The sequence below is a fragment of the Halopseudomonas pelagia genome (assembly GCF_009497895.1).
Taxonomy (GTDB): Bacteria; Pseudomonadota; Gammaproteobacteria; order Pseudomonadales; family Pseudomonadaceae; genus Halopseudomonas; species Halopseudomonas pelagia_A.
On sequence record NZ_CP033116.1, the window covers coordinates 1,782,401 to 1,808,690 of the forward strand.

The following is a 26,290-nucleotide window of genomic DNA, read 5'->3' on the forward strand; positions in this document are numbered from 1 at the left end:
CCGTCAGGCGCTACGCCGAGTGTGGATCATGTAATTGACATCCACATCGGATTCCAGTTTATAGACCTTGGTCAGCGGGTTGTAGGTCAGGCCAATGATGTCCTGCATGTCCAGGCCGGCTTCGCGTGACCAGCGGCCGAGCTCTGCGGGTTTGATGAACTTGGCGAATTCATGGGTGCCCCGCGGTAGCAAGCGCAATACGTATTCGGCGCCGACAATGGCAAACACAAAGGACTTCGGATTGCGGTTGATGGTCGAGAAGAAAATGTCGCCGCCGGGCTTGACCAGGGTGGCGCAGGCGCGGATGACGGACGCGGGATCGGGCACGTGTTCGAGCATTTCCAGGCAGGTAACCACGTCAAAGCGACCGGGGTGCAGCTCCGCGAGTTGCTCGGCGGTAATCTGCTGATAATCCACCTCTACGCCGGATTCGAGCTGATGCAGCCGGGCGACGGCCAGCGGCGCTTCACCCATATCAATGCCCATCACCTTGGCGCCACGCAGTGCCATGGCTTCGGCGAGAATGCCACCGCCGCAGCCAACGTCCAGTACTTCCTTACCCGCCAGGCCAACACGTTCATCAATCCAGTTGGTGCGCAGCGGGTTGATCTGGTGCAGTGGCTTGAATTCGCTGTTGCGGTCCCACCAGCGGCTGGCCAGCGCCTCGAATTTGGCAATTTCTGCCTGGTCCACGTTAAGCGTCATGTTCTTCGTCCCCTGTCTGAATCTGTTGGGCCCACTCGTTCACCGCTTCGAGCAGGCCATCCTGGTCGGCCAACTGCAGCTGGCCAGATCTGACTTTTTGCCGGCCAGCCACCCACACATCTGACACATGCGAGGCGTTGCAGGTATAGAGTAATTGTGACACCGGATGATAGACGGGTTGCAAGGGCAGGGCGGAAAGGTCTACCGCGACCAGGTCCGCCAATTTGCCAGGCTCCAGCGATCCGGTCTGCTCCGCTATGCCCAGCGCTTGAGCACCGGCCAGCGTGGCCATGCGCAAGGCACTGTGGGCATCCAGCGCGGTAGGTTGCCCGGACACGCCTTTGGCCAGCAGTGCGGCAGTGCGCAGCTCGGCAAACATATCCAGATCATTGTTGCTGGCAGCGCCATCAGTACCCAGCGCCACATTAATATTGTTGTCCAGCAGACGCTGGACCGGGCAGAAGCCGCTGGCAAGCTTCATGTTGGATTCGGGGCAATGAATGATCTGTACGCCATAGTCCCCGAGAAGCTGTATATCCTGATCGTCGATCTGGGTCATATGCACCGCCTGCAGGCGCGGGCTGAGCAAGCCGAGCTCACGCAAGCGCTGCAGCGGGCGCATGCCCGTCTGGCGTATCGCTTCTTCCACTTCGAAAGCGGTTTCGTGAACGTGCATATGCACCGGCAGTTCCAGTTCATCTGCCAGCGTGCGTACGCGGATAAGTGTCTCGTCGCCCACGGTGTAGGGTGCGTGCGGGCCAAAGGCGACACTGATCAGCTCATTGTGTTTGCTGTCGTCATGCAGGCGCAGGCCCTTGGAGATGGCTTCGGCACTGTTCTGCGCGCCGGGGATCGGATTGTCGATGACCGGAAATGCCAGTTGCGCGCGGATTCCGGCGTCCATGGCTACCTGGGCCGCGATCTCGGGATAGAAATACATGTCGGCAAAGCAGGTGGTGCCCCCGCGGAGCATCTCGGAAACGGCCAGTCGCGTGCCGATACGAACAAAGTCCTCGCTTACCCAACGGCCTTCAGCCGGCCAGATGTGATCATTCAGCCAGCTCATCAATGGCAGGTCATCGGCGAGCCCGCGGAACAGGCTCATGGCCGCATGGCCATGCGCATTGATCAGCCCTGGGATCAGCACATGATGAGGCAGTTCGCGGCGTTCGCGGGCCTGCAGGCTAGCAGCGCGCTGCTGGCTGACGATGCCGAGAATGCGGCCCTGGTGGACGATAATAGTGTGGTTTTCCAAGACCTGGCCGGCGGGTACAACGGGCACAATCCAGCGCGCCGAGATCAGCAGGTCGATGGAGTCTGGCAGAGCCAGCATGGGGAGTTCATCTTGGATCATGCGCAGCAGTATAACGGCTGGCTTCGATTGGGTGGAGTGACATTTCATTTCTGCGTTCGTCAGTCCGTCGCGCGCATGAGTATAATGGCGGTTTAGGAGGGGCATCATGCAGCCTGCGACACAATCAGCCACAGCGGACAAAGTGAAAGCCCTCGAATGGCACGGCGGCGTATTACGCCTGCTCGATCAGCGCCAGTTACCAGCGCACGAAGAATATATCGATTGCGCTGATGCGGATCAGGTAGCAACGGCCATCCGCGACATGGTCGTGCGTGGGGCGCCAGCGATTGGTATCGCTGCGGCCTATGGTGTTGCGCTGGCCGCCCGCCGCGTCGGCCAGAGCGAGGACTGGGCGCAAGCGCTGAAGGCGGATCTTGAGCTGCTGGAAAATGCGCGGCCGACGGCGGTCAACCTCAGTTGGGCATTGAAGTTGATGCGCGACCGGCTGGTGCGTCTTTCCGCCCACGCCGATGTCCCCGCACGTCTGCTTGAGGCGGCTCAGTCGATTCATCAAAGCGATCATGAAGCCAATCTGACCATGGGCAAGCTGGGCATGGAGCTGATCCGCAAGCATCAGAAAACCCCGCAGAACCTGCTTACCCACTGCAACGCGGGCGCTCTGGCCACTGGTGGCTATGGAACAGCGCTGGGCGTGATTCGCGCCGCGCATGCGGCCGGGCTGGTCGACAAGGTGTTTGTTGACGAAACCCGTCCCTGGCTGCAGGGCTCGCGGCTGACCGCATGGGAGCTTGAGCGCGACGGTATCGAGGCGAGTATCAATGTTGACTCGGCCGCTGGCCATTTGATGAAGACCCAGACTATTACCTGGGTCATCGTTGGCGCGGATCGAATTGCCGCCAATGGCGATGTGGTGAACAAGATCGGGACCTATTCGCTATCGATTCTGGCCATGCATCACGGCCTGCGGTTTATGGTTGTTGCGCCAAGCTCGACCATCGACATGGCGCTGGAGCATGGCGATGAGGTGGTTATCGAGGAGCGGGGCGCGGCCGAACTGTTGCAGCTCGGTGGCCAATCACTGGATGTTGGTGTGCCCGTATTCAACCCGGTGTTCGATGTGACGCCGGCGGATCTGATCGACGCCATTGTGACCGAAAAAGGCGTCATCGAGCGCCCGGACGCGCGAAAATTGGCCGATCTGATGAGTCACCGGCATCTGCACTGAGCGGTGGCTTGATCCTTTCCATGGCCCCGTTCGTCCTTCTTGCTGGAATAGCAGGCTCAGACTTGCGTTTCGCCTCCCTCCCAGCCTGGCTCTGTGGTATCCTGTCGGGCTTTAACCGGGTGTCCTGCGGCCCCGCGCTGACTGATCGCTTTCTAACGGAAACAGCAGCCCCGCAGAGCCCCTGAGTGCGCCGAATAACTGTTACAGGCATCGTCAGGTTGCCGACAATAAAAGGAATGCCGTTTCATGGGTGAACTGGCCAAAGAAATCCTTCCAGTCAATATCGAAGATGAGCTGAAGCAGTCGTACCTGGATTACGCCATGAGCGTGATCGTGGGCCGGGCTTTGCCGGATGTTCGCGACGGTCTCAAGCCGGTGCATCGCCGCGTGCTGTTCGCGATGAGCGAGTTGAACAACGACTGGAACAAACCCTACAAGAAATCCGCCCGTGTGGTCGGTGACGTAATCGGTAAATATCACCCACACGGTGACTCCGCGGTCTACGACACCATCGTTCGTATGGCGCAGCCGTTCTCGCTGCGCTATCTGCTGGTTGATGGTCAGGGCAACTTCGGTTCGGTGGATGGCGACAACGCCGCCGCCATGCGTTATACCGAAATCCGTATGACCAAGCTGGCACATGAGCTGCTGGCTGATCTGGAAAAGGAAACTGTCGACTGGGTGCCCAACTACGATGGCACCGAACAGATTCCTGCGGTATTGCCGACCAAGGTCCCGAACCTGCTGATCAACGGATCCAGCGGTATTGCCGTGGGCATGGCGACCAATATTCCGCCGCACAACCTGACGGAAGTGATCAACGCTTGTCTGGCGCTGATCGAAAACCCGGATATGACCATTGATGATCTGATGGAGCATATTCCTGGCCCGGATTTCCCCACCGCCGGCATCATCAATGGCCGGGCGGGTATTGTTGAGGCCTACCACACTGGCCGCGGCCGCATCTATGTTCGGGCCCGTTGTACTATTGAAGATATCGACAAGGTTGGCGGTCGGCAGCAGATCATCATTCACGAGCTGCCCTATCAGTTGAACAAGGCCCGCTTGATCGAGAAGATCGCCGAGCTGGTCAAAGAGAAAAAGATCGAAGGCATTACCGAGCTGCGTGACGAGTCCGACAAGGACGGCATGCGCGTGGTTATCGAGATCCGCCGGGGCGAGGTCGCCGAGGTTATCCTGAATAATCTCTATACCCAGACGCAGATGCAGAACGTGTTCGGCATTAACATCGTCGGCCTGCTCGACGGCCAGCCGCGCATTCTGAATCTCAAGGAATTGCTCGACGCCTTTATTCGTCACCGCCGTGAAGTGGTGACCCGCCGTACCGTATTCGAGTTGCGCAAGGCGCGTGAGCGCGGGCATATCCTTGAAGGTCAGGCCGTTGCCCTGTCGAACATCGACCCGGTTATCGCCATGATCAAGGCCTCGCCGACCCCGGCTGAAGCCAAGGAGCGTCTGATCGCCAACGCCTGGGAGCCGGGCGCGGTGGTCGAGATGGTCGAGCGCGCCGGTGCCGAATCCTGCCGTCCTGATGGCCTGGATGAGCAATTCGGTCTGCGCGATGGCAAGTATTACCTGTCCCCGGAACAGGCTCAGGCGATTCTGGAACTGCGTCTGCACCGTCTGACCGGTCTGGAGCACGAAAAGCTGCTGGCCGAGTACCAGGAAATTTTGCTTCAGATCGGTGAGCTCCTGCGCATCCTCAATAGTCAGGAACGCCTGATGGAAGTGATCGTCGAGGAGCTGGAGCTGATTCGCACCAACTTCGGCGACGCACGCCGCACCGAGATCCTCGCTTCCCGCCTGGATCTGAGCATTGCCGACCTGATTACCGAAGAAGAGCGGGTCGTGACCATCTCTCATGGTGGTTACGCCAAGAGCCAGCCGCTGGCCGATTACCAGGCGCAGCGCCGTGGTGGTCGAGGCAAGGCGGCGACGGGCGTCAAGGATGAGGACTATGTGTCTCACCTGCTGGTTGCCAACAGCCACACCACGCTGCTGCTGTTCTCCAGCAAGGGCAAAGTGTACTGGTTGAAGACTTATGAAATTCCAGAGGCTTCGCGCACTGCGCGGGGTCGTCCGCTGGTCAACCTGTTGCCGCTGGACCAGGGTGAGTTCATCAGCGCCATGTTGCCCGTCGACGAATATACCGAAGGCTGGTTCATCTTTATGGCTACCGCCAACGGCACCGTGAAAAAGACGCCGCTGGAGCAGTTCAGCCGCCAGCGTACGGTCGGTCTGATCGCGCTGGATCTGGATGAGGGCGATACGCTGATTTCCGCTGCCATCACCAACGGTGAGCGTGAGGTCATGCTGTTCTCCGACGGTGGCAAGGTGACGCGCTTCAAGGAAACTGACGTTCGGGCAATGGGCCGGACTGCGCGCGGTGTACGCGGTATGCGTCTGGCGGAAAAGCAGCGCCTTATTTCGATGATTATTGTCGAAGAGGGTACGCAGATTCTTACCGCTTCGGCGCGCGGCTACGGCAAGCGCACGGCAGTGGAAGAGTTCCCGCAGTACAAGCGCGGTGGCCAGGGCGTCATCGCCATGGTCAGCAACGAACGTAACGGTCCGCTGGTCGGGGCTGTCCAGGTGGTCGATGGTGAGGAAATCATGCTGATCTCCGACCAGGGCACCCTGGTGCGTACCCGCGTCGCCGAGGTGTCCAGCCTGTCGCGTAACACCCAGGGTGTTACGCTGATCAAGGTAGCCAGCGACGAGAAACTGGTGGGTCTGGAGCGTATTCAGGAGCCGTCCGAGGAAGAGCTTGCTGAAGGCGAACTGGATGATGCCGATACCGCCGTGGATGTGAATGCAGAGTTGGGTGCAGCGCAGGACGAGTCTCCGGCTGCCGATACGGATCAGGAGTAAAACGCCGCCGTGAGTAATCGACTGTTCAATTTTTGTGCAGGCCCTGCAGCATTGCCTGAGGCGGTGCTGCAGCAGGCTCAGGCCGAACTGCTGGACTGGCAGGGCAAAGGCCTGTCGGTAATGGAGATGAGTCACCGCAGTGACGAGTTCACCCAAGTGGCTGAAACCGCCGAGCAGGATCTGCGTGATCTGCTCAGCGTACCTGATGACTACAAGGTGCTGTTCCTGCAGGGCGGTGCCAGCCAGCAGTTCGCGCAGATTCCGCTGAACTTCATGGCTGACGACGGCAGTGCGGACTATATCGACACCGGCATCTGGTCGGCCAAGGCGATAGAGGAAGCTCAGCGCTTCGGTCACGTCAATGTGGCCGCCAGCGCCAAGGCCTACGATTACTTCGCCATCCCCGGCCAGAATGACTGGCAGTTGTCGGAAAACGCCGCCTACGTGCATTACACCCCCAATGAGACCATTGGCGGGTTGGAATTTGGCTGGATTCCCGAGGTAGGCGACAAGCCGCTGATTGCGGATGTGTCCTCGACGATTCTTTCTCGCCCGCTGGAGGTATCGAAATTCGGCATGCTCTACGCCGGCGCCCAGAAGAACATCGGCCCTAGCGGTCTGGTGGTGGTGATCGTGCGTGAAGACCTGCTCGGCAAGGCGCGCGCCAGTTGCCCGACCATGCTCGATTACAGTGTCGCCGCGAAAAACGGCTCGATGTACAACACGCCACCCACCTTCGGCTGGTACCTGGCAGGCCTGATCTTCAAATGGGTCAAGCAGCAAGGCGGACTGGAGGCGATGGAGCGGATCAATCAGCTCAAGCAACGTACGCTGTACCGAGCGATTGACGGCAGTGAGCTGTACAGCAACCCGATCAATCCGGTGGATCGTTCCTGGATGAATATCCCCTTCCGCCTGGCAGATGACCGGCTGGACAAGCCGTTTTTAGCTGGCGCCGAAGAGCGGGGCCTGTTGAACCTCAAGGGCCATCGTTCAGTGGGTGGTATGCGCGCGTCTATTTATAACGCCGTCGGCCAGGATGCAGTGGATGCGCTGGTGGCCTATATGGCAGAGTTCGAACGGCAGCGGGGTTGATGGCAATGTCTGATGAAGACCAACTCAAGGCACTACGTAAACGCATAGACAGTCTCGACGAGAAAATTCTCGAACTGATCAGCGAGCGCGCGCAGTGCGCGCAAACCGTTGCGCATGTGAAGCAGAAGTCCCTGCCCGAAGGCAGCAAGCCGATATTCTATCGGCCTGAACGTGAAGCCTGGGTGCTAAAGCACATCATGGAACTGAACAAGGGCCCGCTGGACAACGAGGAAATGGCCCGGCTGTTCCGTGAGATCATGTCTGCCTGTCTGGCGTTGGAAGAGCCACTGAGAGTGGCCTACCTGGGTCCTGAAGGCACTTTCACGCAGGCGGCAGCGATCAAGCATTTCGGCCATTCGGTGATTAGTGTGCCGATGGCGGCGATTGATGAGATCTTCCGTGAAGTGGCGGCGGGTGCCGTGCAGTTTGGTGTGGTGCCGGTGGAAAACTCCACCGAGGGCGCGATCAATCACACACTGGACAGCTTTCTTGAGCACGACATGGTCATCTGCGGTGAGGTAGAGCTGCGCATTCACCATCATCTGCTGATCGGGGAAAACACCAAGACCGACAAGATCTCCCGGGTGTATTCCCACGCCCAGTCGCTGGCTCAGTGCCGCAAATGGTTGGACGCGCATTATCCGAATGTCGAGCGGGTCGCAGTGGCCAGCAATGCCGAGGCGGCCAAGCGGGTCAAGGGCGAATGGAATTCGGCGGCGATTGCCGGGGATATGGCCTGCGAGCTGTATGGGCTGACGCGGATTGCCGATAAGATCGAAGATCGCCCGGATAACTCCACGCGTTTTTTGATTATTGGTAGCCAGATGGTTCCGCCCACCGGCGACGACAAGACTTCGGTGATCGTCTCCATGCGCAACAAGCCGGGCGCGCTGCACCATCTGCTGCAGCCGTTCCACAACAACGGGATCGACCTGTCGCGCATCGAAACCCGGCCATCGCGCAGCGGTAAATGGACCTATGTATTCTTTATCGACTTCTTCGGTCACCAGCATGATCCTTTGATCAAGGACGCGCTGGAGCAGATCAATGAAGAGTCGGTGGCACTCAAGGTGCTGGGCTCCTATCCGAAAGCGGTACTCTAATTCGTTAGCAACAAGCCGCAGGCCGCAAGCTGCAAAAGGCAGTCGGAGCGGCTTGAGGCTTGTAGCTTGAGGCTCGTGTTATGACCTGTGATTTTCTCAGCCTGGCATTGCCGGGTGTTCAAAAACTGTCTCCCTATGTGCCCGGTAAGCCGGTCGAAGAGCTGGCTCGTGAATTTGGCTTGCGTGCCGAAGATATTGTCAAACTGGCCAGCAATGAAAATCCGCTGGGCCCCAGCCCTCAGGCACTCGACGCTATACGGGGCGCCTGCGCCGAGTTGACGCGCTACCCTGATGGCAACGGCTTTCTGCTCAAGCAGGCACTGGCCGAGCGTCTGGGTGTGAACACGTCGATGATTACCCTGGGTAATGGTTCGAACGATATCCTTGAGTTGATCACCCGCGCCTTTGTCAGCCCTCAGCATGAAGTCGTCTTCAGCGAGCATGCCTTTGCGGTTTACCCGATTGTGACCCAGGCCGTCGGCGCTCGCCCGGTGGTCGTGCCGGCGCGTGACTGGGGGCATGATCTGGATGCCATGGCTGCAGCGATTACCCCGGCGACCCGTCTGGTGTTTATTGCCAATCCGAACAACCCGACCGGCACCTGGATCGAACGTCCGGCGCTGGAGCGTTTTCTCGCCAAGGTGCCGGAAAACGTGATCGTGGTGCTGGATGAGGCTTATACCGAATACGTGGAAACCGGCGATGTGCCCAACGGGCTGGACTACCTGACGCAATATCCTAACCTGCTGGTGTCTCGGACCTTCTCCAAGGCGTATGGCCTGGCCGCACTGCGGGTTGGTTACGGCATCTGTCAGCCGGCAATCGCCGATGCGATGAATCGCGTGCGCCAGCCGTTTAACGTCAACAGCCTGGCTCAGGCTGCGGCGCTCGCCACGCTGCAAGACGAGGCGTACCTGGCTGAAAGCCGCAGAATCAACCGCGAGGGTATGGCGCAACTGGAGGCCGGTTTTACCTCGCTGGGGCTGACCTGGATATTTTCGCGTGGCAACTTTATTGCCGTGGACCTGGGCCGTGAAGCTGCACCGGTGTTTCAGGGCCTGCTACGTCAGGGCGTTATCGTGCGACCAGTTGCCAACTACGGGATGCCCAACCATTTGCGCGTATCCATCGGCTTGCCGGAAGAAAACCAGCGGTTCCTTGAGGTGGTGGGCCGGGTAATGGCTGATGCAGCAGGTGCTGGCGAGTGAGCAATGTGAAAACGCTGTCACCTTCTAGCGCCACAATCGGGCGCCTTGCGGTGATCGGTCTGGGCTTGATTGGTGGCTCCTTTGCCAAAGGCATCCGTGAATCGGGTGTGTGCCGCGAGGTAGTCGGTTGTGATGCCAATCCAGTCACGCGCGAGCAGGCGTTGCCCCTCGGCGTGGTGGACCGCGTGACGCACAGCCTGGCGGAGGCGGTGCAGGGTGCTGACGTTATTCTGTTGGCGGTGCCGGTGCTGGCGATGGAAGCGGTCCTAACCGAACTGGCAGCGCTGGAGCTGGGCAAGGCGGTTCTGACTGATGTCGGCAGCACCAAAGGTGCGGTGGTCAAAGCGGTTGAGCTGGCATTTGGCAGTGTGCCGAAGCGCTTCGTCCCGGGCCACCCGATTGCCGGTTCGGAAAAAAGCGGGATCGAAGCGGCAAGCTCCGAGCTATTCAAGCGTCACAAGGTGATTCTCACGCCGCTGGATGAAACCAGCACCGAAGCGCTGACGCTGACTACCGCCCTGTGGCAGACGCTGGGGGCAGATGTTGAACATATGCCGCTAGCTGATCATGACGAGGTGCTCGCAGCGACCAGTCATCTACCGCATTTGCTGGCCTTTTCATTGGTTGATACGCTGGCTGGCCGCAGCGAGAACCAGGATATTTTTCGTTACGCAGCTGGTGGCTTCAGGGATTTTACCCGGATTGCCGCGAGCGATCCGGTGATGTGGCGGGATATTTTTCTTGCCAACAAGAACGCGGTTCTTCGGAGCCTGGATGCCTTCACTCACGATCTGGATCGGTTGCGTAACGCGATAGCGTCTGACGATGCGAACACCTTGCTCGGGGTATTTACCCGGGCGAAGGCGGCGCGCGAACACTTCAGTACTATTTTGGCCCGTAGGGCGTATATGGAACCTATGCAAACACAAGTCTGTAATTTTATTGCCAGCCCTGGTGGGCGCGTTCAGGGCAGCATCCGCGTACCCGGCGACAAATCCATTTCGCACCGCTCAATCATGCTTGGTTCGCTGGCGGAAGGAGTGACAGAGGTGGAAGGCTTTCTTGAGGGCGAAGACAGCCTGGCCACCTTGCAGGCCTTCCGTGACATGGGCGTGGTGATTGATGGCCCCCATCAGGGGCGGGTGACGATAAATGGCGTGGGCCTGCACGGGTTGCAGGCGCCTCCTGGGCCCCTTTATGTCGGTAATTCGGGCACCTCCATGCGCCTGCTATCCGGATTGCTCGCCGGGCAGATGTTCGACAGCGTGTTGATGGGCGATGCGTCTCTGACCAAGCGGCCCATGGGGCGCGTAGCGAAACCCCTGCGGGAAATGGGCGCGCGAATTGACACCGCCGACGAGGGCAGGCCGCCACTGCGTATCATGGGCGACAGCCGGTTGATGGGTATGGACTACACTATGCCAATGGCCAGCGCCCAGGTGAAATCCTGCCTTTTGTTGGCCGGGCTGTATGCCGCGGGCAGTACCTCGGTGGTCGAGCCGGCGCCCACGCGCGACCACACCGAGAGAATGCTCAAGGGTTTCGGGTACCCGGTCAAGGTCGTAGGCGCCAAGGTCACCATTGAGCCGGGCCACAAGCTCCGCGCATGCAAGATCGATGTGCCGGCGGATATTTCCTCGGCGGCGTTTTTCATGGTTGCGGCGAGCATCGCCGAAGGCTCTGACTTGCTGCTTGAGCACGTAGGCATCAATCCGACGCGGATCGGCGTGATCAATATATTGCGCGCGATGGGTGGTGATCTGAGCCTGGAAAACGAGCGCGAGGTCGGTGGTGAGCCGGTGGCGGATATCCGGGTGCGCTACGCCCCGCTCAAAGGTATCGAGATCCCGATCGATCAGGTGCCGTTGGCCATCGACGAATTTCCGGTGCTATTCGTGGCTGCCGCCTGTGCGGAAGGCCGCACCGTTTTACGCGGCGCCGAGGAGTTGCGGGTCAAGGAATCCGACCGCATCCAGGTAATGGCTGACGGTCTGCAGGCGCTGGGGATCAAAGCAGAACCCACCCACGACGGTATTATTATCGACGGTGGTCAGATTCAGGGTGGTCAAGTCGACAGTCACGGCGACCATCGTATTGCCATGTCTTTCAGTGTCGCATCCCTGCGTGCTGCAGGAGATATTCTTATCACTGATTGCGCCAACGTGGCGACGTCATTCCCGGGCTTTGTCTCGCTGGCCAGTTCGGTCGGCATACAGGTTCGGTCGGAGGAGAACGCGTGACAGATCAAGTTATTCCGGTTATCACCATCGACGGACCCGGCGGGTCCGGCAAGGGCACTATCGCTGGTCTGTTGGCCAGCCGACTGGGCTGGAAATTGCTGGATTCGGGAGCTCTTTACCGGCTGCTGGCCTATGCCGCGCAGAATCATGGTGTGGACCTGACTAACGAAGAAGGGCTCAAGGCACTGGCAGCTTATCTGGATGTACAGTTCATCGCCGAAGACGGGCAGCGCGATCAGCGGATTATTCTTGAGGGTGAGGATGTCACCCGCGCGATCCGTACCGAGACCATGGGCACTGGCGCCTCGCAGGTAGCAGCGATTCCGGCGGTGCGTGAAGCGTTGCTCAACCGTCAACAGGCTTTCCGTGAAGCGCCAGGTCTGGTGGCGGACGGTCGCGACATGGGTACGGTGGTGTTTCCTGATGCGCAGTTAAAGGTATTTTTGACTGCCAGCCCGCATGAAAGAGCTGAACGACGCCACAAGCAGTTGCTCGGAAAGGGTGAAACTGCTAATCTGGCGAGTCTTCTCGATGAGATTATGGCTCGTGACGAGCGTGATATGAATCGCAGTGTGGCGCCTTTGCGTCCCGCAGACGATGCCATATTGCTTGATTCGACTCACTTGTCGATTGAAGAAGTACTTGAATCAGTGCTGAAGGAAGCGCGCGACCGCGACCTGCAGGGCTGATCAGGCCATCCGCTGCCGGGAAACCAGCCTGGCCGGCAACGGGCATTTTATAATCAACCCACATCAGCTGGTGATGTGGCGGGTATGTGGGCTGCAGGGCGCGCGACAACAAGCGGCCAGGCGGTTACTGCCTAAATAACCATTTACAGGATTCCAAATGAGCGAAAGCTTTGCCGAACTTTTTGAAGAAAGTCTAGTTACCCTCGACATGCAGCCGGGTTCCATCATCACCGGTATCATCGTGGACATCGACTCCGATTGGGTCACCGTTCATGCTGGCTTGAAGTCTGAAGGTGTCATCCCGCGTGAGCAGTTCCTGAACGATCAGGGCGAGCTGACGATCAAGGTGGGTGATGAGGTTCACGTTGCACTGGAAGCCGTTGAAGACGGTTTCGGTGAGACCAAACTGTCCCGTGAGAAGGCCAAGCGCGCCGAATCCTGGAAAGTCCTCGAAGCAGCTTTCGCCGCAGAAGAAATCGTCAAGGGTGTTATCAACGGCAAGGTCAAAGGTGGCTTTACCGTCGACGTCAACACTATCCGCGCGTTCCTGCCTGGCTCCCTGGTCGATGTCCGCCCTGTGCGCGATACCACGCACCTGGAAGGCAAGGAACTGGAATTCAAGGTCATCAAGCTTGACCAGAAGCGCAACAACGTTGTCGTTTCCCGTCGTGCCGTCCTCGAAGCCGAGAACAGTGCCGAGCGCGAAGCCCTGCTGGAAACCCTGCAGGAAGGCCAGGTGGTCAAAGGTATCGTCAAGAACCTCACAGATTACGGCGCATTCGTCGATCTGGGCGGCGTAGACGGCCTGCTGCACATCACCGACATGGCGTGGAAGCGTATCAAGCATCCTTCCGAAATCGTCAATGTTGGCGACGAGATCGACGTCAAGGTGCTGAAGTTCGACCGTGAGCGCAACCGCGTTTCTCTGGGCCTGAAGCAGTTGGGTGAAGATCCATGGGTCGCCATCACCGGTCGTTACCCTGAAGGTACTCGTGTTACCGCCAAGGTCACCAACCTTACCGATTACGGCTGCTTTGCCGAGCTGGAAGAGGGCGTTGAAGGTCTGGTACACGTATCCGAAATGGATTGGACCAACAAGAACATCCATCCTTCCAAAGTTGTCCAGGTGGGCGACGATGTAGAAGTTATGGTTCTGGATATCGACGAAGACCGTCGTCGTATTTCCCTGGGCATCAAGCAGTGCAAGATGAACCCATGGGAAGAGTTCTCCAGCAAGTTCAACAAGGGCGACAAGATCTCCGGTTCCATCAAGTCGATCACCGATTTCGGTATCTTCATTGGTCTGGACGGCGGCATCGACGGTCTGGTTCACTTGTCCGACATCTCCTGGAACGAAGCTGGCGAAGAAGCCGTGCGTCGTTTCAAGAAGGGCGACGAGATCGAAACCGTCATCCTGTCTGTTGATCCCGAGCGCGAGCGCATTTCTCTGGGCGTCAAGCAGCTGGAAGACGATCCGTTCTCCAACTTCGCTTCGCTGAACGAGAAAGGCACCATCCTCAACGGTATCGTCAAGGAAGTGGATGCCAAGGGTGCAGTAATTACCCTGGCGGAAGAAATCGAAGGCACGCTGAAGGCCTCCGAAATCAGCCGTGACCGTGTTGAAGATGCGCGTAACGTGTTGAATGTTGGCGACGAAATCGAAGCCAAGATCATCAGCATCGATCGCAAGAGCCGCGTGATCAGCCTGTCGATCAAGGCCAAGGATGTTGAAGACGAGAAAGAAGCCATCCAGGACCTGCGCAAGCAGGAAATGCAGGCTTCCGGTCCGACCACCATTGGTGATCTGATCAAGCAGCAGATGGAGAACAAGGGCAACTAAGCCTTTGGGTTCCACCAGAAAAAGGGCGACTTCGGTCGCCCTTTTTTGTGCCCGTCATTCCAGCGTCACGTCGTAAGCTTGCGGCTAATGGCCAGGCATGGTAAAACCGAATGAAACGGATCTAGCCGCTTGATAAAAAAGGAAAAACCATGACCAAGTCGGAGTTGATCGAGCGCATAGTGGAACAGCAGGGGCAGCTATCAGCCAAGGATGTGGAATTGGCGATCAAGACCATGCTGGAACATATGTCGCAAGCACTGGCCACCGGTGAGCGCATCGAGATAAGGGGCTTTGGCAGCTTCTCTCTGCATTACCGTGCACCGCGTGTCGGCCGTAATCCTAAAACCGGCGACTCCGTGGAACTGGAAGGCAAATATGTGCCGCACTTCAAGCCTGGCAAGGAGCTGCGCGATAGAGTTAACGAGTCGCTGCAAATGGCCTGAAGCGGTATCAAGCCGCGTTTCCCTTGCGCTATACTGCGGGCTATATGAATGGACTGGAGTCGAGTGGTATGCAATGGCTAAAGCGCGCGGTACTGATTGTTATTCTTCTGCTTGTGGCCCTGGCGACCCTGGATTTCATGCTGGAAAACCAGCAAGGCATTCAACTTCAGTTTCTTGAGCTGCAATCCCCCGAATTACCCCTCTCGCTGTATATCGTTATCGCCTTTATTCTTGGCAGCCTGCTCGGCGTCTTTGTTGGCTGGTTGATTACTACCCGATTACGTCTCAAGTTGATGGTTCAGAGCAACGAGCTCAATCGTTACCGCAAGGAAGTCGACAAGCTGCGTACTCAGCCCATCAAGGACTGATTCCCATGCAGGAATTGCTGTTCCTTGGACTCTTTGTGTTGGCCTTGGGAATTGGCTGGTTTCTTGGGCGGCGCGAGGCCATCAAGGTGGGCTTCATGTTGGAACCGCATGGCAGCGCGCTGGATCGACAGTATTTTATTGGCTTGAACTATCTTCTGAATGAACAGCCCGATGAGGCCATTGAAACCTTCATTCGCGCGCTTGAAGTCAATCCTGAAACCGTCGAGACGCACATTGCCATTGGCAAACTGTTCTGCCAGCGCGGCGATGTGGAGCGTGCCATAAAGGTTCATCAAAATCTCCTGGCACGGCCTAACCTGACCCGTGAGCAAGCGGACCGGGTGCAGCTTGAGCTGGCGCGCGACTACCTCGTCGTCGGTATGCTCAATCGCGCCGAACGGCTGCTGGAGGAGCTGGTTGAAGCCGCTTCACCGCTGAGGGCAGAGGCGCTGGTGGATCTGGTCAAGGTGCATGAGCGCGAGCACGAGTGGGACAATGCCATCGTCGTGGGTACCAAGCTGGTTCAGGAGCGCTCAGCGTTTGCCGTGACACTGGCACACTACCATTGCGAGCGGGCACTGGTTTTGCTTCAGGATAACAACCAGTCCGCCGCGCGAAAGCATCTTGGCCAGGCGCTCGATACCGACAGTGGTTGCATAAGGGCAATGTTGATGCTGGCTGAGCTGGATCTGGATCAAGGGCAGCCGCAAGCGGCACAACGCTGGCTGAACCGTCTGGCGGAGAAAGACGCTGATTTTGTGCCCCAAGCCTTGCCGCTGATACGTCGCTGCGCTGATAATGGCGCCCTCGACATGGTGCAGTATCTGGATCGGGTGATAGCCAGTAGCGCGCAACCGCAGGTGCAAAGCGTGTTGGCCCGAGCCGATCAGCTCAAGTCCCAGGCCAGCTTGCATGAAGTTAGTCATTTCGTGCTGGCCCATATTCAACAACAACCTTCCCTTCGGGGATTGCTCTATCTGATTGACCTGCACCTGGATCATGTTGAGGCCAAAGGCCGTGACAATTTGTTGATCCTGCGGGGCATCGTCGAGGCGCTGGTCGTAGACAAGCTCCCGTACCGTTGCGCTTCCTGTGGTTTTTTGGCCAAGAAGCTGCACTGGCAATGCCCCACCTGCCACGGTTGGTCAACCATCAGACCCCTCAAGGGGCGTGAGGCTGCGTAAGACAGTCATCATGGACGTTCTTCAACAGGATTAAATGCATGCCCTGCCATACCCCCGTTATCGTTGCTCTGGATTTCCCTGATATGTCTGCCGCCGTATCCCTGGCTGAGCAGCTTGACCCTGCACAGTGCCGCCTCAAGGTAGGCAAGGAGCTGTTCACCAGCAGCGGCCCTGCGGTGATCGAGAAATTGCACAAGTTGGGCTTTGAAGTCTTTCTCGACCTCAAATTCCATGACATCCCGAATACGACTGCTGGCGCGGTGTTAGCTGCCGCAGAATTGGGCGTGTGGATGGTCAATGTGCATGCCGGTGGCGGGCGGCGAATGATGGAAGCCTGCCGCGAGGCGCTGGATGGCCGTCGTGGTCACCGCCCGCTGTTGACCGCAGTCACGGTTCTAACCAGTCTTGAGCAGGAGGATCTGCTGGAAGTCGGAGTGGACATCGAACCCATGGTACAGGTGCAGCGGCTAGCGCGGCTTACTCAGGAGTGTGGGTTGGATGGGGTGGTCTGCTCCGCTCGCGAAGCCAAGGCGCTGCGCAATGCCTTAGGTAATGATCTGCTGTTGGTTACTCCAGGGATCAGACCCGTTGACGCCGTTGCCGATGACCAGCGGCGGATAGTGACGCCGCTGCAGGCTATTGAAAATGGCAGCAGTTACCTGGTGATCGGGCGCCCCATCACCAAGGCACATGATCCGGCACAAGCGCTGGCCGACATCGTCGCCGAACTATCAGTTAGCGTCTGATCAGTCAGGGCGTGATGGCGACCTTGAGGACGCCATCACGCTGGTGACTGAACAGATCATAGGCTTCGACGATGTCTGCCAGTTTGAACCTGTGCGTGACCATGGCCGTCAGATCGACGCGGCCAGATGCAACTACTTCCATCAGCCGGCGCATCCGCTCCTTGCCGCCGGGACACAGGGTGGTGATGATCTTGTGATCGCCCAGGCCGGCCGCTATCGCATCCAGCGGCATTGACAGCTTGCCCGAGTAAACCCCCAGACTCGACAGCGTACCGCCAGGTTTCAGGGCTCGCAGGCAGGATTCGAAGGTCTGCTGAGTGCCCAGCGCCTCAATGGCCACATCCACTCCCTTGCCTGCAGTGATCGCCATGATCTGCTCCAGTGGGTCCTGGGTTTTGTAGTTGATGGTTATGTCGGCGCCCAGGCGTTTGGCAATCTCCAACCGTTCGGCAACGCCATCGACGACAATGATTCGCGTGGCGCCCATCAGCTTCGCCCCAGCGGTAGCGCACAGGCCGATCGGCCCCTGGGCGAAGATCACTACGGTATCGCCAATCCGAATACCGCCACTCTCGGCACCACCAAACCCCGTGCTCATGATATCCGGGCACATCAATACCTGTTCGTCACTGAGACTGTCCGGTACTGGCGTCAAATTGGCCTGGGCGTTGGGTATCAATACGTACTCGGCCTGGCAACCGTCAATGGTGTTGCCGAGTTGCCAGCCGCCCATCGCCTTGCCACCGCATTGGCTGGTAATGCCGTCGAGGCAGGGATGGCATTGGCCGCAGGGAGTGATGGCGCCGGCGATTACCCGCTGACCGACCTGATAACCCTGCACCGCATTGCCGAGTTTTGCGATCACGCCGACGGGTTCATGGCCGATGATCAAACCGGGTTGGACCGGATATTCGCCCTTGAGGATATGCACGTCTGTACCACAAATGGTGGTAGTGGTGACGCGCAGCACTGCATCTGTAGGCCCGGGCTCGGGTATCGGGCGCTGTTGAATCTCGATCCGGCCAGGGGACAGCCAGACGGCTGCCTGCATAGTGATCATGGAGCCTCCAGAGTGCGGTAGACGTTATGTCTCCACTACTCTAACGGCTTGCCCGGCGCAGCTATTGATCTGGATCAAGCGGAAGTGGATGGCCGCTCGCACTGCATCTGCTGCAGGTCCTGATCCAGTGTGGCGAACTGCTCGCGCATTCGCGTCAGCTGCTTGTCACTGGCCAGATTAATCACGTCGGCGAGCATGGCTGCACCTCTGCGGCTATTGATCTCGGTCTGCTCCTTGAACTCTGTCGTCCAGTAGCGCTCGCGCTCGATCAACAGATCAGTGATTTGCGCAGTAAAACCTGGATCCGAACGCGACCGAAGTGTCGCAAGCAGTTGTTGCTGCCAGTGCTGGCGGTTGTCCAGCCAGAGTCGGTTCTGGCCTTCCATCTCAACCGACCAGCTCTCGATACGCTGGCGTTGGCTCTCATTGAGGCGGCCGAGCCATCGTCGCAGGCGCTTTTCAAGGCGCTCGCTGCGTTCCTCGGCTTGCGTAGTCGAGTCGGGAGCTACAAATTTGTCGTGCATTTCCTGATGCTGCTCAGCCAGGTTGGCTTCTAGTGCTGCGATCTGCGAGTCGTCCAGTTGCTGGAACAGTTCCGCCATTGTCGGGGCTATCTCGAGCAATACTCGGTCCACAGCCGGTTCAAACTGCGGGATTTGATCGATTAACGAGCTGGCTTGAAGATCATCAAGTGCCAGGGTGGTTTGCAAGTTGGCCAGCAACGATCTGTAGTCGGGGATTTCAATACTGCAATGCCAGTCCAGATGCTCATCAACGCGCGTAGACAGCCAATTTTTTTGCGTGCTGGTCAAGGGGATGTAGTCGCCGGTCTTCCAACTTATCAGCCAGTTCAAATTGCTATAGGCCAGGCGAGTAGAGCTGCAGGAGGTCAGCGCGCAAAGGCACAAGAACAGAACAAGGGGGCGTAAGCGAACCGATCGTAATAGGGGCATGCCGTCCAATCCGGTATTTTTAGTCGCGCAGTCGCGTGCGAGATGACTATTGTCGGAGAGTAATACTATTTGCGCCGCGTTGGCCGACAAAAACATGTCATGAGGTGTCGGAGCTGCCAGGCGAACTGGTAAAGCAGCTCCGTATACGTCTAATTCAGCACATTGAGCAAAATGCTTTCGATAATGCCCGTTGCTGTTGATACCAAGACGGCATCGGTACCGACCTGGCGCCAGTCGTAACCGGGATAATGCGGGAGGCGTGATTCCAGTCGACCATCAAAGCGCTTCGCAATGCCGGGGGGCAGGGGTTTACCTCTGGCCAAATTCTTGCGTATGCCCGGTGGTAGTGGTTTTGCCGGTTCCAGATAGCTGCGTTGATCCCTGAATATGCTCCGTACGACGGCTTCTTCGATGGTTATCGAGTGTTTGTCCTGTTGATGACTTGAATGATGATGATCCTGCTTTTTATCCTTTTTCCCCTTGTCATGGGGAGGTTGGGCGAGGGCGCTGGCAGAGGCAAGGGTCAGCGCTAACGTGATGGCAGAAAGGGGGATGAAGGTGCGTGTAAACAGTGTCATTGTTGTTTCTCCTTTGCTCAATTAGAGCACAATCCAGCCAAGGAGGTTCACTGAGCGCATTAATGACGCAGATCCGCTACTTTCAGCATGCAGATAAAGCTGGCTAACAGCGCAGCAGCACCGAACCACAGGCTCGCCTGCAGACTGATGCCGTAGTCAAACCCCAGCCTCACCAGCCACGGGCCGATCAACTGGGTCCCACCGTACAGCGCTATTAGCGCCGCGGAGAGCCTGGGGCCCTGTGTAGGTTGGAGACTGCGCGCCAGGCGCTGGGTCAGCAGCACTGCACCGAGAAAGCTGCCCCCAACCAGCAGACTGCAAAGCATGATCCCCCACTGCGCGGGCAGCAGTATTGCTGCGAGCACGCCAAACAGTTGCAGCGCATAGTTAACGATGAGCACATTGCGATCACCAAACTGACTGCCGAGCCGGTTCCATAACCAGGTCGAGGGCAGGGCGGCCAGGGCGACAATCAGCCAACTTTGGCTGACCATCGGCGAACTGGCGCCTAACTGCAAGCTCGCGAGCATGGGCAAAAAGGTCATCGGCAGGATGTAACCCAACCCAGCTCCCGCATAGGCATAGAACAGTGGCTGACTGTGCCGATCAAACAGGCTCTGCCGCCCAGCTGGTGTGCCTTTAGGCAGTGTAAGCGACGGCGAGATCGAAATTCTGCTCAACGTCAGCCAGCTCCACCAACCCAATGGGATGCTGAGCAGGGCCGCAGGCCACCAGCGCGCCGCCCCGGCCAGCAGCTCATCACTGAGGCTAACCAGCGCACTGGAGAGCAGCAGCCCCAACCCGACGCCCAGATAAATCAGCCCGCTGGCCCGAATGCGTCCTTCGCCAGCGAGCCATTCAAGCACCAATGCTGGCACCAATACGAAAACGATGCCGTTGCTGATACCGTTACCCAAACGCAGGGTACTGATCCAGAGCAGAGATTCGGTTTGCGTCAGGCATAGCAGGGTGAGGCAGTGCAGCGCCAATGCCCAGGGGGTAACACGGCGAATACCGGACGGGGTTGCCCAGCGAATCGCCAGTAGGGCGCCGAGCAGATAGCCCAGATAATTCCAGCTGGCGATATCCGCAGCCTGACTGAGCAGAAGCTGGCCATCGGCGACTAGCCGCGGCATCAACGGCGTGTATACGAAGCGCCCGAGCCCGTGCACCACCAGTAACAGAAGGGCGCCTGCCGAAACGACTTTGGTGATGCTAAGAGGCTGAGATGACAAATTCTGCTCCTGAGTTGTCGTCATCTTACCGGGCTTGGTGGCGCGCTTCCATTGCTCCTGAAAGCACCATAAGGGAGCTGAATAAGTTTAATCCCTTCTGCAAATAACGTTCGAAAGCCTTGTGGTTGGTGCTTCTGCGAGCAACGATGCGGTGCGTGGTGATCCATCTAAGCCGGGCGTTACAGTGGTGCCCTAAGTGCATGGTTGTAATGGTTGCAGGCTGGCATAGAATCAGCTGAGCAAAACCCGCCAGTGTTGCGCAAACGCCACATAACTGCCGTTTGCTCGGTCACTGCGAGCGAGCCGATAACAATAAAAGCGCCAGATTCGGTTTCCGAACTGGGCGATTCTCTGCAGGGGTGAATATGAGCCAGTCCGGTATTCTCAAACGTTCCACCATCCTCATTCACGGCTCGGTCGGCATGCCGCTGGCGATCATCGGTTACCCGCTGGTGGTCTATCTACCGCCATTCTATGCGCAGGAAGTCGGGCTGAACATGGCGCTGATGGCGCTAGTGCTGGTATTTGCCCGAATGACCGATGTCATTACTGACCCGCTAATCGGCACGCTGAGTGACCGCTGGCAGACCCGCATCGGCCGCCGTAAGCCCTGGCTGATCATGGGTGTGCCTTTGATGTTAATCGGCACCATCATGATCTTCATGCCGCCTGACGGTGTCGGGCTCGGTCATCTGTTGCTCTGGACCGTGATTATGTACCTTGGCTGGACCATGGTGACCTTGCCCTACGGCGCCTGGGGTGCAGAACTTTCGCCGCTGTACCACCAACGCAGCCGTGTAACCGCCTCGCGCGAAGGCTTTGTATTGATCGGTCTGTTCCTCGCGGCATTGGCGCCAGCCATTGTGCAGTCCATGGGCGCGCGCTTCCAGGCTGGAGATACCGACGGCTTCTGGATGAATGCGGTGGTCTGGGCCGTTGGCACCGATGGCCAGTTGGGCACGGGTTACGGTCCGATCCTGGCAGGGATGGCGTGGCTACTGCTGATCCTTCTGCCGCTGACGGTTCTGCTGGTGGTTACCAAGGTCAAGGAAGCCCCTCCGCAATCGGTACAGCGTACCGATTGGAAAAAGGGTATGCGGGTGCTGAAAAATAATGGCCCGTTCAAACGCATGATGCTGATGCTGTTGATCGTGGTGACCGGCGAATCCTTCCGTAACGCACTTTCCGTGTTCTTTATGCAGCATATTATTCAGATACAGGCGCAGATCGGTCTGATGTACCTGTTGTACTTTGGCGTGGGCATTCTCGGGATTCCGTTCTGGCTGATCCTCGGTAAGCGGATTGGCAAGCACAAAGCCTTCTGCGTTGCGGTAGGTGTTTCCAGTGCCAGCATTCTGGGGATGTTCTTTCTGAGCGCCGGTCAACTGCTGCCGTTCGCGATCATGTTCGCACTCAAAGGCTTCTGTTTTGCCGCCTTCCAGTTCCTGCCGCTGTCCATGCTTGCTGATATCGTCGATCTGGATACCGCACGCAGCAAAGAGCATCGCACTGGCCTGTTCTTCGCTATGTCCGGTATGGCGCAGAAATTCGCCATGGCGATCGGCCTGGGGCTGTCACTCGGCCTGCTGGCGCTGGTCGGCTTTGACGCTACCGCGACCACGCATTCGGACACCCAGTTGATGGCATTGCGGCTGCTCTACATCATCGGCCCGGTCATGCTCTATATGGCTGCGTTTGCGGTGGCCTGGAAATATCCGCTGACCGCAGACCGTCAGGAGCGCATCCATCAATGGGTAGTGCGCCGTAACGCGCGGCTGCAGCTTGAGCCTCAGCAGCCTTGAAAGCAGCCGCCCCGGCAAGGGGCGGCCAGCTGATTGAGAACCCGTCGCTATCTCCATGTGCCTTTGTACCGCTATGCTGTCATCTCAGCTAAATAGCCGTTTAAAAGGAATGACTGGCACATGTCATTGAGCTTGCAACAACGCGATCAGCTTCTGAGTTGGGCTGAACGGGGTTATCTGAAAGGCCCGCAGCTTCAAGCCTGCGCTACACCGGCCCAGCTTGTTCCGCAGGCAAGTCAATGGCAGTGGCTTCTGGATAGGCTACTGGCAGGTGCCGGGGTGTTGTTGGTGAGCGTCGGCGTGGTATTTTTCTTCGCCTGGAATTGGGATGCATTTCCGCGCTTTGCCAAATTCTCGGTGGCCGCTGGCGTGCTTAGCGGCTTTACCGCCCTCGCGCTGTTCAGTCATTACCGCTCTGTGCTGCAGCAAGCTGCATTGCTGGGTTGTTGTATTGCCACGGGCGCCTTCTTGGCATTGATTGGGCAGACCTACCAGACCGGCGCCGATATCTGGCAGTTGTTTGCCGCATGGGCATTACTGATGGTGCCCTGGGTAATGCTGTCACGCTCTACCGCCTGCTGGGCGCTGTGCTGGGCAGTGGCAAATCTCGCGCTGCTGCGCTTCTTCAGTGCCTCGATGTGGTTCGGCCTGTTCGCAGGCTTCAGTGGTCACGACGCACTGCTGATTATCGCGCTGGCAAACCTTGCTGTTTTGGCGCTATTCGAGATCTTCGGCGCTAAACTGCTTGGCCATAGGGGCAGGGCGCTGCACCGTCTTTGCGCGCTGGCGGGGCTCAGCGCGTTGTTGGTCGGCGCGATGATTAGCTGGTGGCAGGAGGCTTTCCTACCGCTGTTGATCGGGTTCGCTGCTGCTAGCTTGCTGGGTGTGCCCTTGTACCGCTGGTGGCGGCTGGACTTGCCGATCCTTGCGCTCCTGTTGTTCGGGCTTATTGCTCTGGTCACCGGTGGGTTGATCAAGCTACTAATGGAGCATGAGGGATTCTTTGCCTTCAATGCGATCGGCTTGTTTGTCGTGGTGAGTAGCGCCTTGGCCTCGCTCTGGCTGCACCGCATCTACCGGGGAACCCGCTGATGAACAAGGGCGAAGTGCAAAGCTTGCTGGACCAGATCCAGCAGCCTGCCGGGCTAAGCCAGGAACAACGCGAGGGCTTGTCGGCAGGGGTGGATTCACCTTGGTGGCTATCGGTCCTGCTGGGACTGGCCGCCTGGGTTTCTTCCTTGTTTCTAATCGGCTCGCTGGTTGGACCTTCCGTATTGCTGCTGGATGGCCCGGCGGGTATGGGGCTGGCCGGTATGCTAATGCTGTGCGCCGGGTTGTGGCTGTTTGGTCGGCCTGGGGTGTTTCCTGAGCAGATGGGCTTGGCTTTTGCCCTTGGCGGTCAAGGACTGTTGGTGTATGTGCTGGCCGATGCCATGGCTGCAAGCGATGAATTGCGTACGGCGGCTATTGTCTGCCTGCCTTTGTCGGCCGGGTTGCTGCTCGCGCCGGGATCGATACTGTTTCGGCGCCTTTGTGCTCTGCTGGTCTTCGCCAGTATTGCGGTGCTGCTGGGCAGCGGCCCGGGTCTGACGCTTTACGGATTATTGCTGGCCTGCATGGCGATCGTCTCCTGGTTGCTGCGCTCATCCTGGGTGAGTGCCCGCTACGCATTGCATCTGCGGGCGCTAACCGACGCCGCCACGCTCATGGCGTTATTACTGGCGCTATATGGTCATCAAGGCCTGCTCGACGTCATGTCGCAGCATACGTCTGCGATTACGGCCCCAGCCGGGGTATGGCTGTTGATTCATCTCGGGCCTGGCTTATTACTATTATTGACCCTGGGGTGGCTGCTGCGCAGCGAGTTGGTCAGAACGCGTATTGCCGTTTTGCTCGCCGCCGGGCTTTTGCTGCTACTGACCTATCAGGCGCCGGGTCTGTTGATAAGTTGCGCGCTCGGGCTGGCGGTTTATCATGCCGGTAGCCGCAGCTGGAGTGTGCTGGTGCCGGCTTTTGCCTTGTTCTACCTGGCCGAGTTCTATTACAGCCTGCACATTTCGCTGCTGCACAAATCGCTGCTGCTCTGCGCTAGTGGTTTGTCGCTGCTGGCGATCAGGCAGGGGTTGAAGAGCCTGTTGTGGAGGCCGCTATGACGTTAACTCGCTGGTGGCCCTCAATGGTGGCGGCATGGCTGTTGGTCATGGCGGCGGCGTGCTTCGCGATTGTGAGCCACGAGCGCACGCTGCGCGACGGCCAGTTGGTGTATCTGGAGCTGGTGCCGGTGGATCCCCGTTCATTGATGCAGGGCGATTACATGGCGCTGGAGTTTGCCTTGAATCGTGAACTGGAAGCGCAGATGGCACTGCAACAAATGCAAAGTGGCGCTCAGCCTGCCTACGCGCGGTTGGCTGTTGATGAGGCGGGCAGGACGTCATTTTTGGCACTGGCGGATACTGCCGATAGCCACAAGGGTCAGGTCAGTATGCGCGTACGCCAGCAGGGCAGCCGCTTCAGCTTGGGACCTAACGCGTTTTTCTTTCAAGAGGGAACTGCGGCGGTTTACGAGCAGGCAGATTGGGGTGGCTTTCGCGTAGCGGAGGATGGCACGTCGCTATTGGTCAGCTTGCATGATGAGAAGTTGAATGCGTTGGGCTTCAGTCGGCGCTGAACGGTGGGCTGGACTCAATAAATTGCGGTCTAGCCCTTACCGTAACGCAGATTTGCCGTGCGTAATGCTTACTTGGCCGGACGGCCTGGACGAGGAGCACCGTAGACCTGACCACTCTTGCCATTGGGAATCTTTTGAATTTCACCGCCAGAGGCGATGAAAGCATCAATCTGATTATCAATGGATTGGCTGGTGGCGACGGCTGCGTCGGCCTTGCGTTTGCTTGGGGCGGTTTTTGCTGACATGTTCACCTGCCTGAGTAAAAGTAGGCGAGCATTCTACACTTTTTTGTTGCATTTTGCTAAACAATTGATTAGGCCGCCTGCAACGGGCCGATGGCCGGCCGCTGCAGGAAGCTTGCCGAGACTGTTTAGTGGTGATGCCCGCCTGCACCATGGGCATGGCCGTGAGCCAGTTCTTCTTCGCTAGCCTCGCGTACATCCAAGATTTCGATAGCGAAGGTCAGATCCTTGCCAGCCAGTGGATGGTTGGAGTCCACCTCGGCTTGGGATAGCCCGACTTTGACGATGGTAACCTGGCGAGGCCCTTGATCCGTTTGAATAACGGCAACCATACCTGGCTTCCACTTCTTGGCGCCTTGCAGGCGCTTGACCTGCACTTTCTGGATCGCATCATCCAGCCGCGGGCCGTAGGCCTTATCTGCAGCAAGGGTAACGCTGAAACTGTCCCCAGCTTGACGTCCTTCAAGAGCTTCCACCAGACCATCGATCAAACCGGGCTGGCCATGCAAGTACAGGACTGGATCGTGATTGTGGGAGCTTTCGATCTCGCCGGTGGCATCGGACAGGGTGTAATGGAACTGAACTACGCTGTTATTGCTGATCTGCATCGTGGTGATTTCCGCTCAGGGCTGACTGGTGACTGATATGTGCCTAGTAAGTGAAGGCATTATCAGGCCCTGAGCGAGATTTTCCAACTCG

At 58.1% G+C, this 26,290-nt stretch carries 24 protein-coding genes; 16 read left to right on the plus strand and 8 right to left on the minus strand.

From position 1 onward, the window contains the following. Nucleotides 1-3: 3 nt before the first annotated feature. Complete coding sequence (gene ubiG, locus EAO82_RS08485) at nucleotides 4-705, minus strand: bifunctional 2-polyprenyl-6-hydroxyphenol methylase/3-demethylubiquinol 3-O-methyltransferase UbiG (protein WP_096346066.1); 702 nt, start codon at nucleotides 703-705, stop codon at nucleotides 4-6. Next, nucleotides 695-2,038 (minus strand): TRZ/ATZ family hydrolase, encoded by a 1,344-nt coding sequence (locus EAO82_RS08490; protein ID WP_096346065.1) that lies wholly within the window; start codon nucleotides 2,036-2,038, stop codon nucleotides 695-697. The genes ubiG and EAO82_RS08490 overlap by 11 nt, the downstream gene beginning before the upstream one ends. Before the next feature lie 127 nt (nucleotides 2,039-2,165). On the opposite strand from EAO82_RS08490, the gene mtnA reads away from it, so the two are divergent. From mtnA to pyrF, 12 genes are all read left to right on the plus strand, one after another. Continuing rightward, nucleotides 2,166-3,245 (plus strand): S-methyl-5-thioribose-1-phosphate isomerase, encoded by a 1,080-nt coding sequence (mtnA, locus tag EAO82_RS08495; RefSeq protein WP_096346064.1) that lies wholly within the window; start codon nucleotides 2,166-2,168, stop codon nucleotides 3,243-3,245. A gap of 246 nt (nucleotides 3,246-3,491) precedes the next feature. Then, nucleotides 3,492-6,137, plus strand: a complete 2,646-nt coding sequence (gyrA, locus tag EAO82_RS08500) for a DNA gyrase subunit A (RefSeq protein ID WP_096346063.1) — start codon at nucleotides 3,492-3,494, stop codon at nucleotides 6,135-6,137. A 9-nt stretch (nucleotides 6,138-6,146) separates the two neighbouring features. Continuing rightward, the gene (serC, locus tag EAO82_RS08505) at nucleotides 6,147-7,232 is read left to right on the plus strand and encodes a 3-phosphoserine/phosphohydroxythreonine transaminase (protein ID WP_096346062.1); all 1,086 of its coding nucleotides are present in this window, start codon (nucleotides 6,147-6,149) and stop codon (nucleotides 7,230-7,232) included. Nucleotides 7,233-7,237: 5 nt separating this feature from the next. Next, complete coding sequence (pheA, locus tag EAO82_RS08510; RefSeq protein WP_096346289.1) at nucleotides 7,238-8,335, plus strand: prephenate dehydratase; 1,098 nt, start codon at nucleotides 7,238-7,240, stop codon at nucleotides 8,333-8,335. An 80-nt stretch (nucleotides 8,336-8,415) separates the two neighbouring features. Then, nucleotides 8,416-9,543 (plus strand): histidinol-phosphate transaminase, encoded by a 1,128-nt coding sequence (hisC, locus tag EAO82_RS08515; protein ID WP_096346061.1) that lies wholly within the window; start codon nucleotides 8,416-8,418, stop codon nucleotides 9,541-9,543. After that, nucleotides 9,540-11,783, plus strand: a complete 2,244-nt coding sequence (locus EAO82_RS08520) for a bifunctional prephenate dehydrogenase/3-phosphoshikimate 1-carboxyvinyltransferase (RefSeq protein ID WP_096346060.1) — start codon at nucleotides 9,540-9,542, stop codon at nucleotides 11,781-11,783. The genes hisC and EAO82_RS08520 overlap by 4 nt, the downstream gene beginning before the upstream one ends. After that, nucleotides 11,780-12,472, plus strand: coding sequence for a (d)CMP kinase (gene cmk / locus EAO82_RS08525; protein WP_096346059.1), 693 nt, complete (start codon nucleotides 11,780-11,782; stop codon nucleotides 12,470-12,472). The genes EAO82_RS08520 and cmk overlap by 4 nt, the downstream gene beginning before the upstream one ends. 157 nt (nucleotides 12,473-12,629) lie before the next feature. Next, nucleotides 12,630-14,312, plus strand: a complete 1,683-nt coding sequence (gene rpsA, locus EAO82_RS08530; protein ID WP_022961938.1) for a 30S ribosomal protein S1 — start codon at nucleotides 12,630-12,632, stop codon at nucleotides 14,310-14,312. Nucleotides 14,313-14,461: 149 nt separating this feature from the next. Continuing rightward, a complete protein-coding gene (ihfB, locus tag EAO82_RS08535; RefSeq protein ID WP_096346058.1) occupies nucleotides 14,462-14,755 on the plus strand; it encodes an integration host factor subunit beta in 294 nt (97 codons plus the stop codon). Nucleotides 14,756-14,823: 68 nt separating this feature from the next. Continuing rightward, nucleotides 14,824-15,123, plus strand: coding sequence for a lipopolysaccharide assembly protein LapA domain-containing protein (locus EAO82_RS08540; protein ID WP_174958793.1), 300 nt, complete (start codon nucleotides 14,824-14,826; stop codon nucleotides 15,121-15,123). Between the two features lie 5 nt (nucleotides 15,124-15,128). Beyond that, nucleotides 15,129-16,307: a lipopolysaccharide assembly protein LapB gene (lapB, locus tag EAO82_RS08545; protein ID WP_096346056.1), complete on the plus strand. Its 1,179-nt coding sequence runs from the start codon at nucleotides 15,129-15,131 to the stop codon at nucleotides 16,305-16,307. Nucleotides 16,308-16,345: 38 nt separating this feature from the next. Next, nucleotides 16,346-17,053: an orotidine-5'-phosphate decarboxylase gene (gene pyrF, locus EAO82_RS08550; RefSeq protein ID WP_096346055.1), complete on the plus strand. Its 708-nt coding sequence runs from the start codon at nucleotides 16,346-16,348 to the stop codon at nucleotides 17,051-17,053. A 4-nt stretch (nucleotides 17,054-17,057) separates the two neighbouring features. Here pyrF and EAO82_RS08555 read toward each other — a convergent pair whose 3' ends face one another. The 4 genes from EAO82_RS08555 to EAO82_RS08570 all read right to left on the minus strand — a co-directional run bounded on the left by EAO82_RS08555 (nucleotide 17,058) and on the right by EAO82_RS08570 (nucleotide 20,903). Further along, nucleotides 17,058-18,113, minus strand: a complete 1,056-nt coding sequence (locus EAO82_RS08555) for an NAD(P)-dependent alcohol dehydrogenase (protein ID WP_096346054.1) — start codon at nucleotides 18,111-18,113, stop codon at nucleotides 17,058-17,060. Between the two features lie 74 nt (nucleotides 18,114-18,187). Further along, nucleotides 18,188-18,967: a DUF6279 family lipoprotein gene (locus tag EAO82_RS08560; protein ID WP_143520294.1), complete on the minus strand. Its 780-nt coding sequence runs from the start codon at nucleotides 18,965-18,967 to the stop codon at nucleotides 18,188-18,190. 248 nt (nucleotides 18,968-19,215) lie between these two features. Beyond that, a complete protein-coding gene (locus EAO82_RS08565; protein WP_096346052.1) occupies nucleotides 19,216-19,644 on the minus strand; it encodes an anti-virulence regulator CigR family protein in 429 nt (142 codons plus the stop codon). 59 nt (nucleotides 19,645-19,703) lie between these two features. Then, entirely contained in the window at nucleotides 19,704-20,903 is a 1,200-nt protein-coding gene (locus EAO82_RS08570; RefSeq protein ID WP_174958796.1) for a YbfB/YjiJ family MFS transporter, read from the minus strand. Nucleotides 20,904-21,244: 341 nt separating this feature from the next. Here EAO82_RS08570 and EAO82_RS08575 point away from each other — a divergent pair, with 341 nt between their 5' ends. From EAO82_RS08575 to EAO82_RS08590, 4 genes are all read left to right on the plus strand, one after another. Beyond that, nucleotides 21,245-22,681 carry an MFS transporter gene (locus EAO82_RS08575; protein ID WP_096346051.1) on the plus strand — a complete coding sequence of 479 codons (1,437 nt, stop codon included), beginning with the start codon at nucleotides 21,245-21,247 and terminating at the stop codon, nucleotides 22,679-22,681. Nucleotides 22,682-22,801: 120 nt separating this feature from the next. Continuing rightward, nucleotides 22,802-23,773, plus strand: a complete 972-nt coding sequence (locus tag EAO82_RS08580) for a DUF2157 domain-containing protein (protein WP_096346050.1) — start codon at nucleotides 22,802-22,804, stop codon at nucleotides 23,771-23,773. Continuing rightward, nucleotides 23,773-24,834 carry a DUF4401 domain-containing protein gene (locus tag EAO82_RS08585; protein ID WP_096346049.1) on the plus strand — a complete coding sequence of 354 codons (1,062 nt, stop codon included), beginning with the start codon at nucleotides 23,773-23,775 and terminating at the stop codon, nucleotides 24,832-24,834. The genes EAO82_RS08580 and EAO82_RS08585 overlap by 1 nt, the downstream gene beginning before the upstream one ends. Beyond that, nucleotides 24,831-25,349, plus strand: a complete 519-nt coding sequence (locus EAO82_RS08590) for a GDYXXLXY domain-containing protein (RefSeq protein ID WP_096346048.1) — start codon at nucleotides 24,831-24,833, stop codon at nucleotides 25,347-25,349. Before EAO82_RS08585 ends, EAO82_RS08590 begins: the two co-directional genes overlap by 4 nt. A 68-nt stretch (nucleotides 25,350-25,417) precedes the next feature. On the opposite strand, the gene EAO82_RS20795 is transcribed toward EAO82_RS08590, so the two are convergent. Beyond that, entirely contained in the window at nucleotides 25,418-25,594 is a 177-nt protein-coding gene (locus EAO82_RS20795) for a hypothetical protein (protein WP_096346047.1), read from the minus strand. Between the two features lie 125 nt (nucleotides 25,595-25,719). Continuing rightward, nucleotides 25,720-26,199, minus strand: a complete 480-nt coding sequence (locus EAO82_RS08595; RefSeq protein WP_096346046.1) for a peptidylprolyl isomerase — start codon at nucleotides 26,197-26,199, stop codon at nucleotides 25,720-25,722. Between the last annotated feature and the right edge of the window lie 91 nt (nucleotides 26,200-26,290).

Coding starts and splice junctions, on each gene's coding strand:
- pyrF (WP_096346055.1), top strand. CDS start 16,346: ATGCCCTGCCATACCCCCGTTATCGTTGCTCTGGATTTCCCTGATATG.
- lapB (WP_096346056.1), top strand. CDS start 15,129: ATGCAGGAATTGCTGTTCCTTGGACTCTTTGTGTTGGCCTTGGGAATT.
- EAO82_RS08595 (WP_096346046.1), bottom strand. CDS start 26,199: ATGCAGATCAGCAATAACAGCGTAGTTCAGTTCCATTACACCCTGTCC.
- pheA (WP_096346289.1), top strand. CDS start 7,238: ATGTCTGATGAAGACCAACTCAAGGCACTACGTAAACGCATAGACAGT.
- hisC (WP_096346061.1), top strand. CDS start 8,416: ATGACCTGTGATTTTCTCAGCCTGGCATTGCCGGGTGTTCAAAAACTG.
- ubiG (WP_096346066.1), bottom strand. CDS start 705: ATGACGCTTAACGTGGACCAGGCAGAAATTGCCAAATTCGAGGCGCTG.
- EAO82_RS08555 (WP_096346054.1), bottom strand. CDS start 18,113: ATGATCACTATGCAGGCAGCCGTCTGGCTGTCCCCTGGCCGGATCGAG.
- mtnA (WP_096346064.1), top strand. CDS start 2,166: ATGCAGCCTGCGACACAATCAGCCACAGCGGACAAAGTGAAAGCCCTC.
- EAO82_RS08565 (WP_096346052.1), bottom strand. CDS start 19,644: ATGACACTGTTTACACGCACCTTCATCCCCCTTTCTGCCATCACGTTA.
- EAO82_RS08580 (WP_096346050.1), top strand. CDS start 22,802: ATGTCATTGAGCTTGCAACAACGCGATCAGCTTCTGAGTTGGGCTGAA.
- EAO82_RS08490 (WP_096346065.1), bottom strand. CDS start 2,038: ATGCTGGCTCTGCCAGACTCCATCGACCTGCTGATCTCGGCGCGCTGG.
- EAO82_RS08575 (WP_096346051.1), top strand. CDS start 21,245: ATGAGCCAGTCCGGTATTCTCAAACGTTCCACCATCCTCATTCACGGC.
- gyrA (WP_096346063.1), top strand. CDS start 3,492: ATGGGTGAACTGGCCAAAGAAATCCTTCCAGTCAATATCGAAGATGAG.
- EAO82_RS08540 (WP_174958793.1), top strand. CDS start 14,824: ATGCAATGGCTAAAGCGCGCGGTACTGATTGTTATTCTTCTGCTTGTG.
- EAO82_RS08585 (WP_096346049.1), top strand. CDS start 23,773: ATGAACAAGGGCGAAGTGCAAAGCTTGCTGGACCAGATCCAGCAGCCT.
- EAO82_RS08590 (WP_096346048.1), top strand. CDS start 24,831: ATGACGTTAACTCGCTGGTGGCCCTCAATGGTGGCGGCATGGCTGTTG.
- ihfB (WP_096346058.1), top strand. CDS start 14,462: ATGACCAAGTCGGAGTTGATCGAGCGCATAGTGGAACAGCAGGGGCAG.
- EAO82_RS08570 (WP_174958796.1), bottom strand. CDS start 20,903: ATGACGACAACTCAGGAGCAGAATTTGTCATCTCAGCCTCTTAGCATC.
- rpsA (WP_022961938.1), top strand. CDS start 12,630: ATGAGCGAAAGCTTTGCCGAACTTTTTGAAGAAAGTCTAGTTACCCTC.
- EAO82_RS20795 (WP_096346047.1), bottom strand. CDS start 25,594: ATGTCAGCAAAAACCGCCCCAAGCAAACGCAAGGCCGACGCAGCCGTC.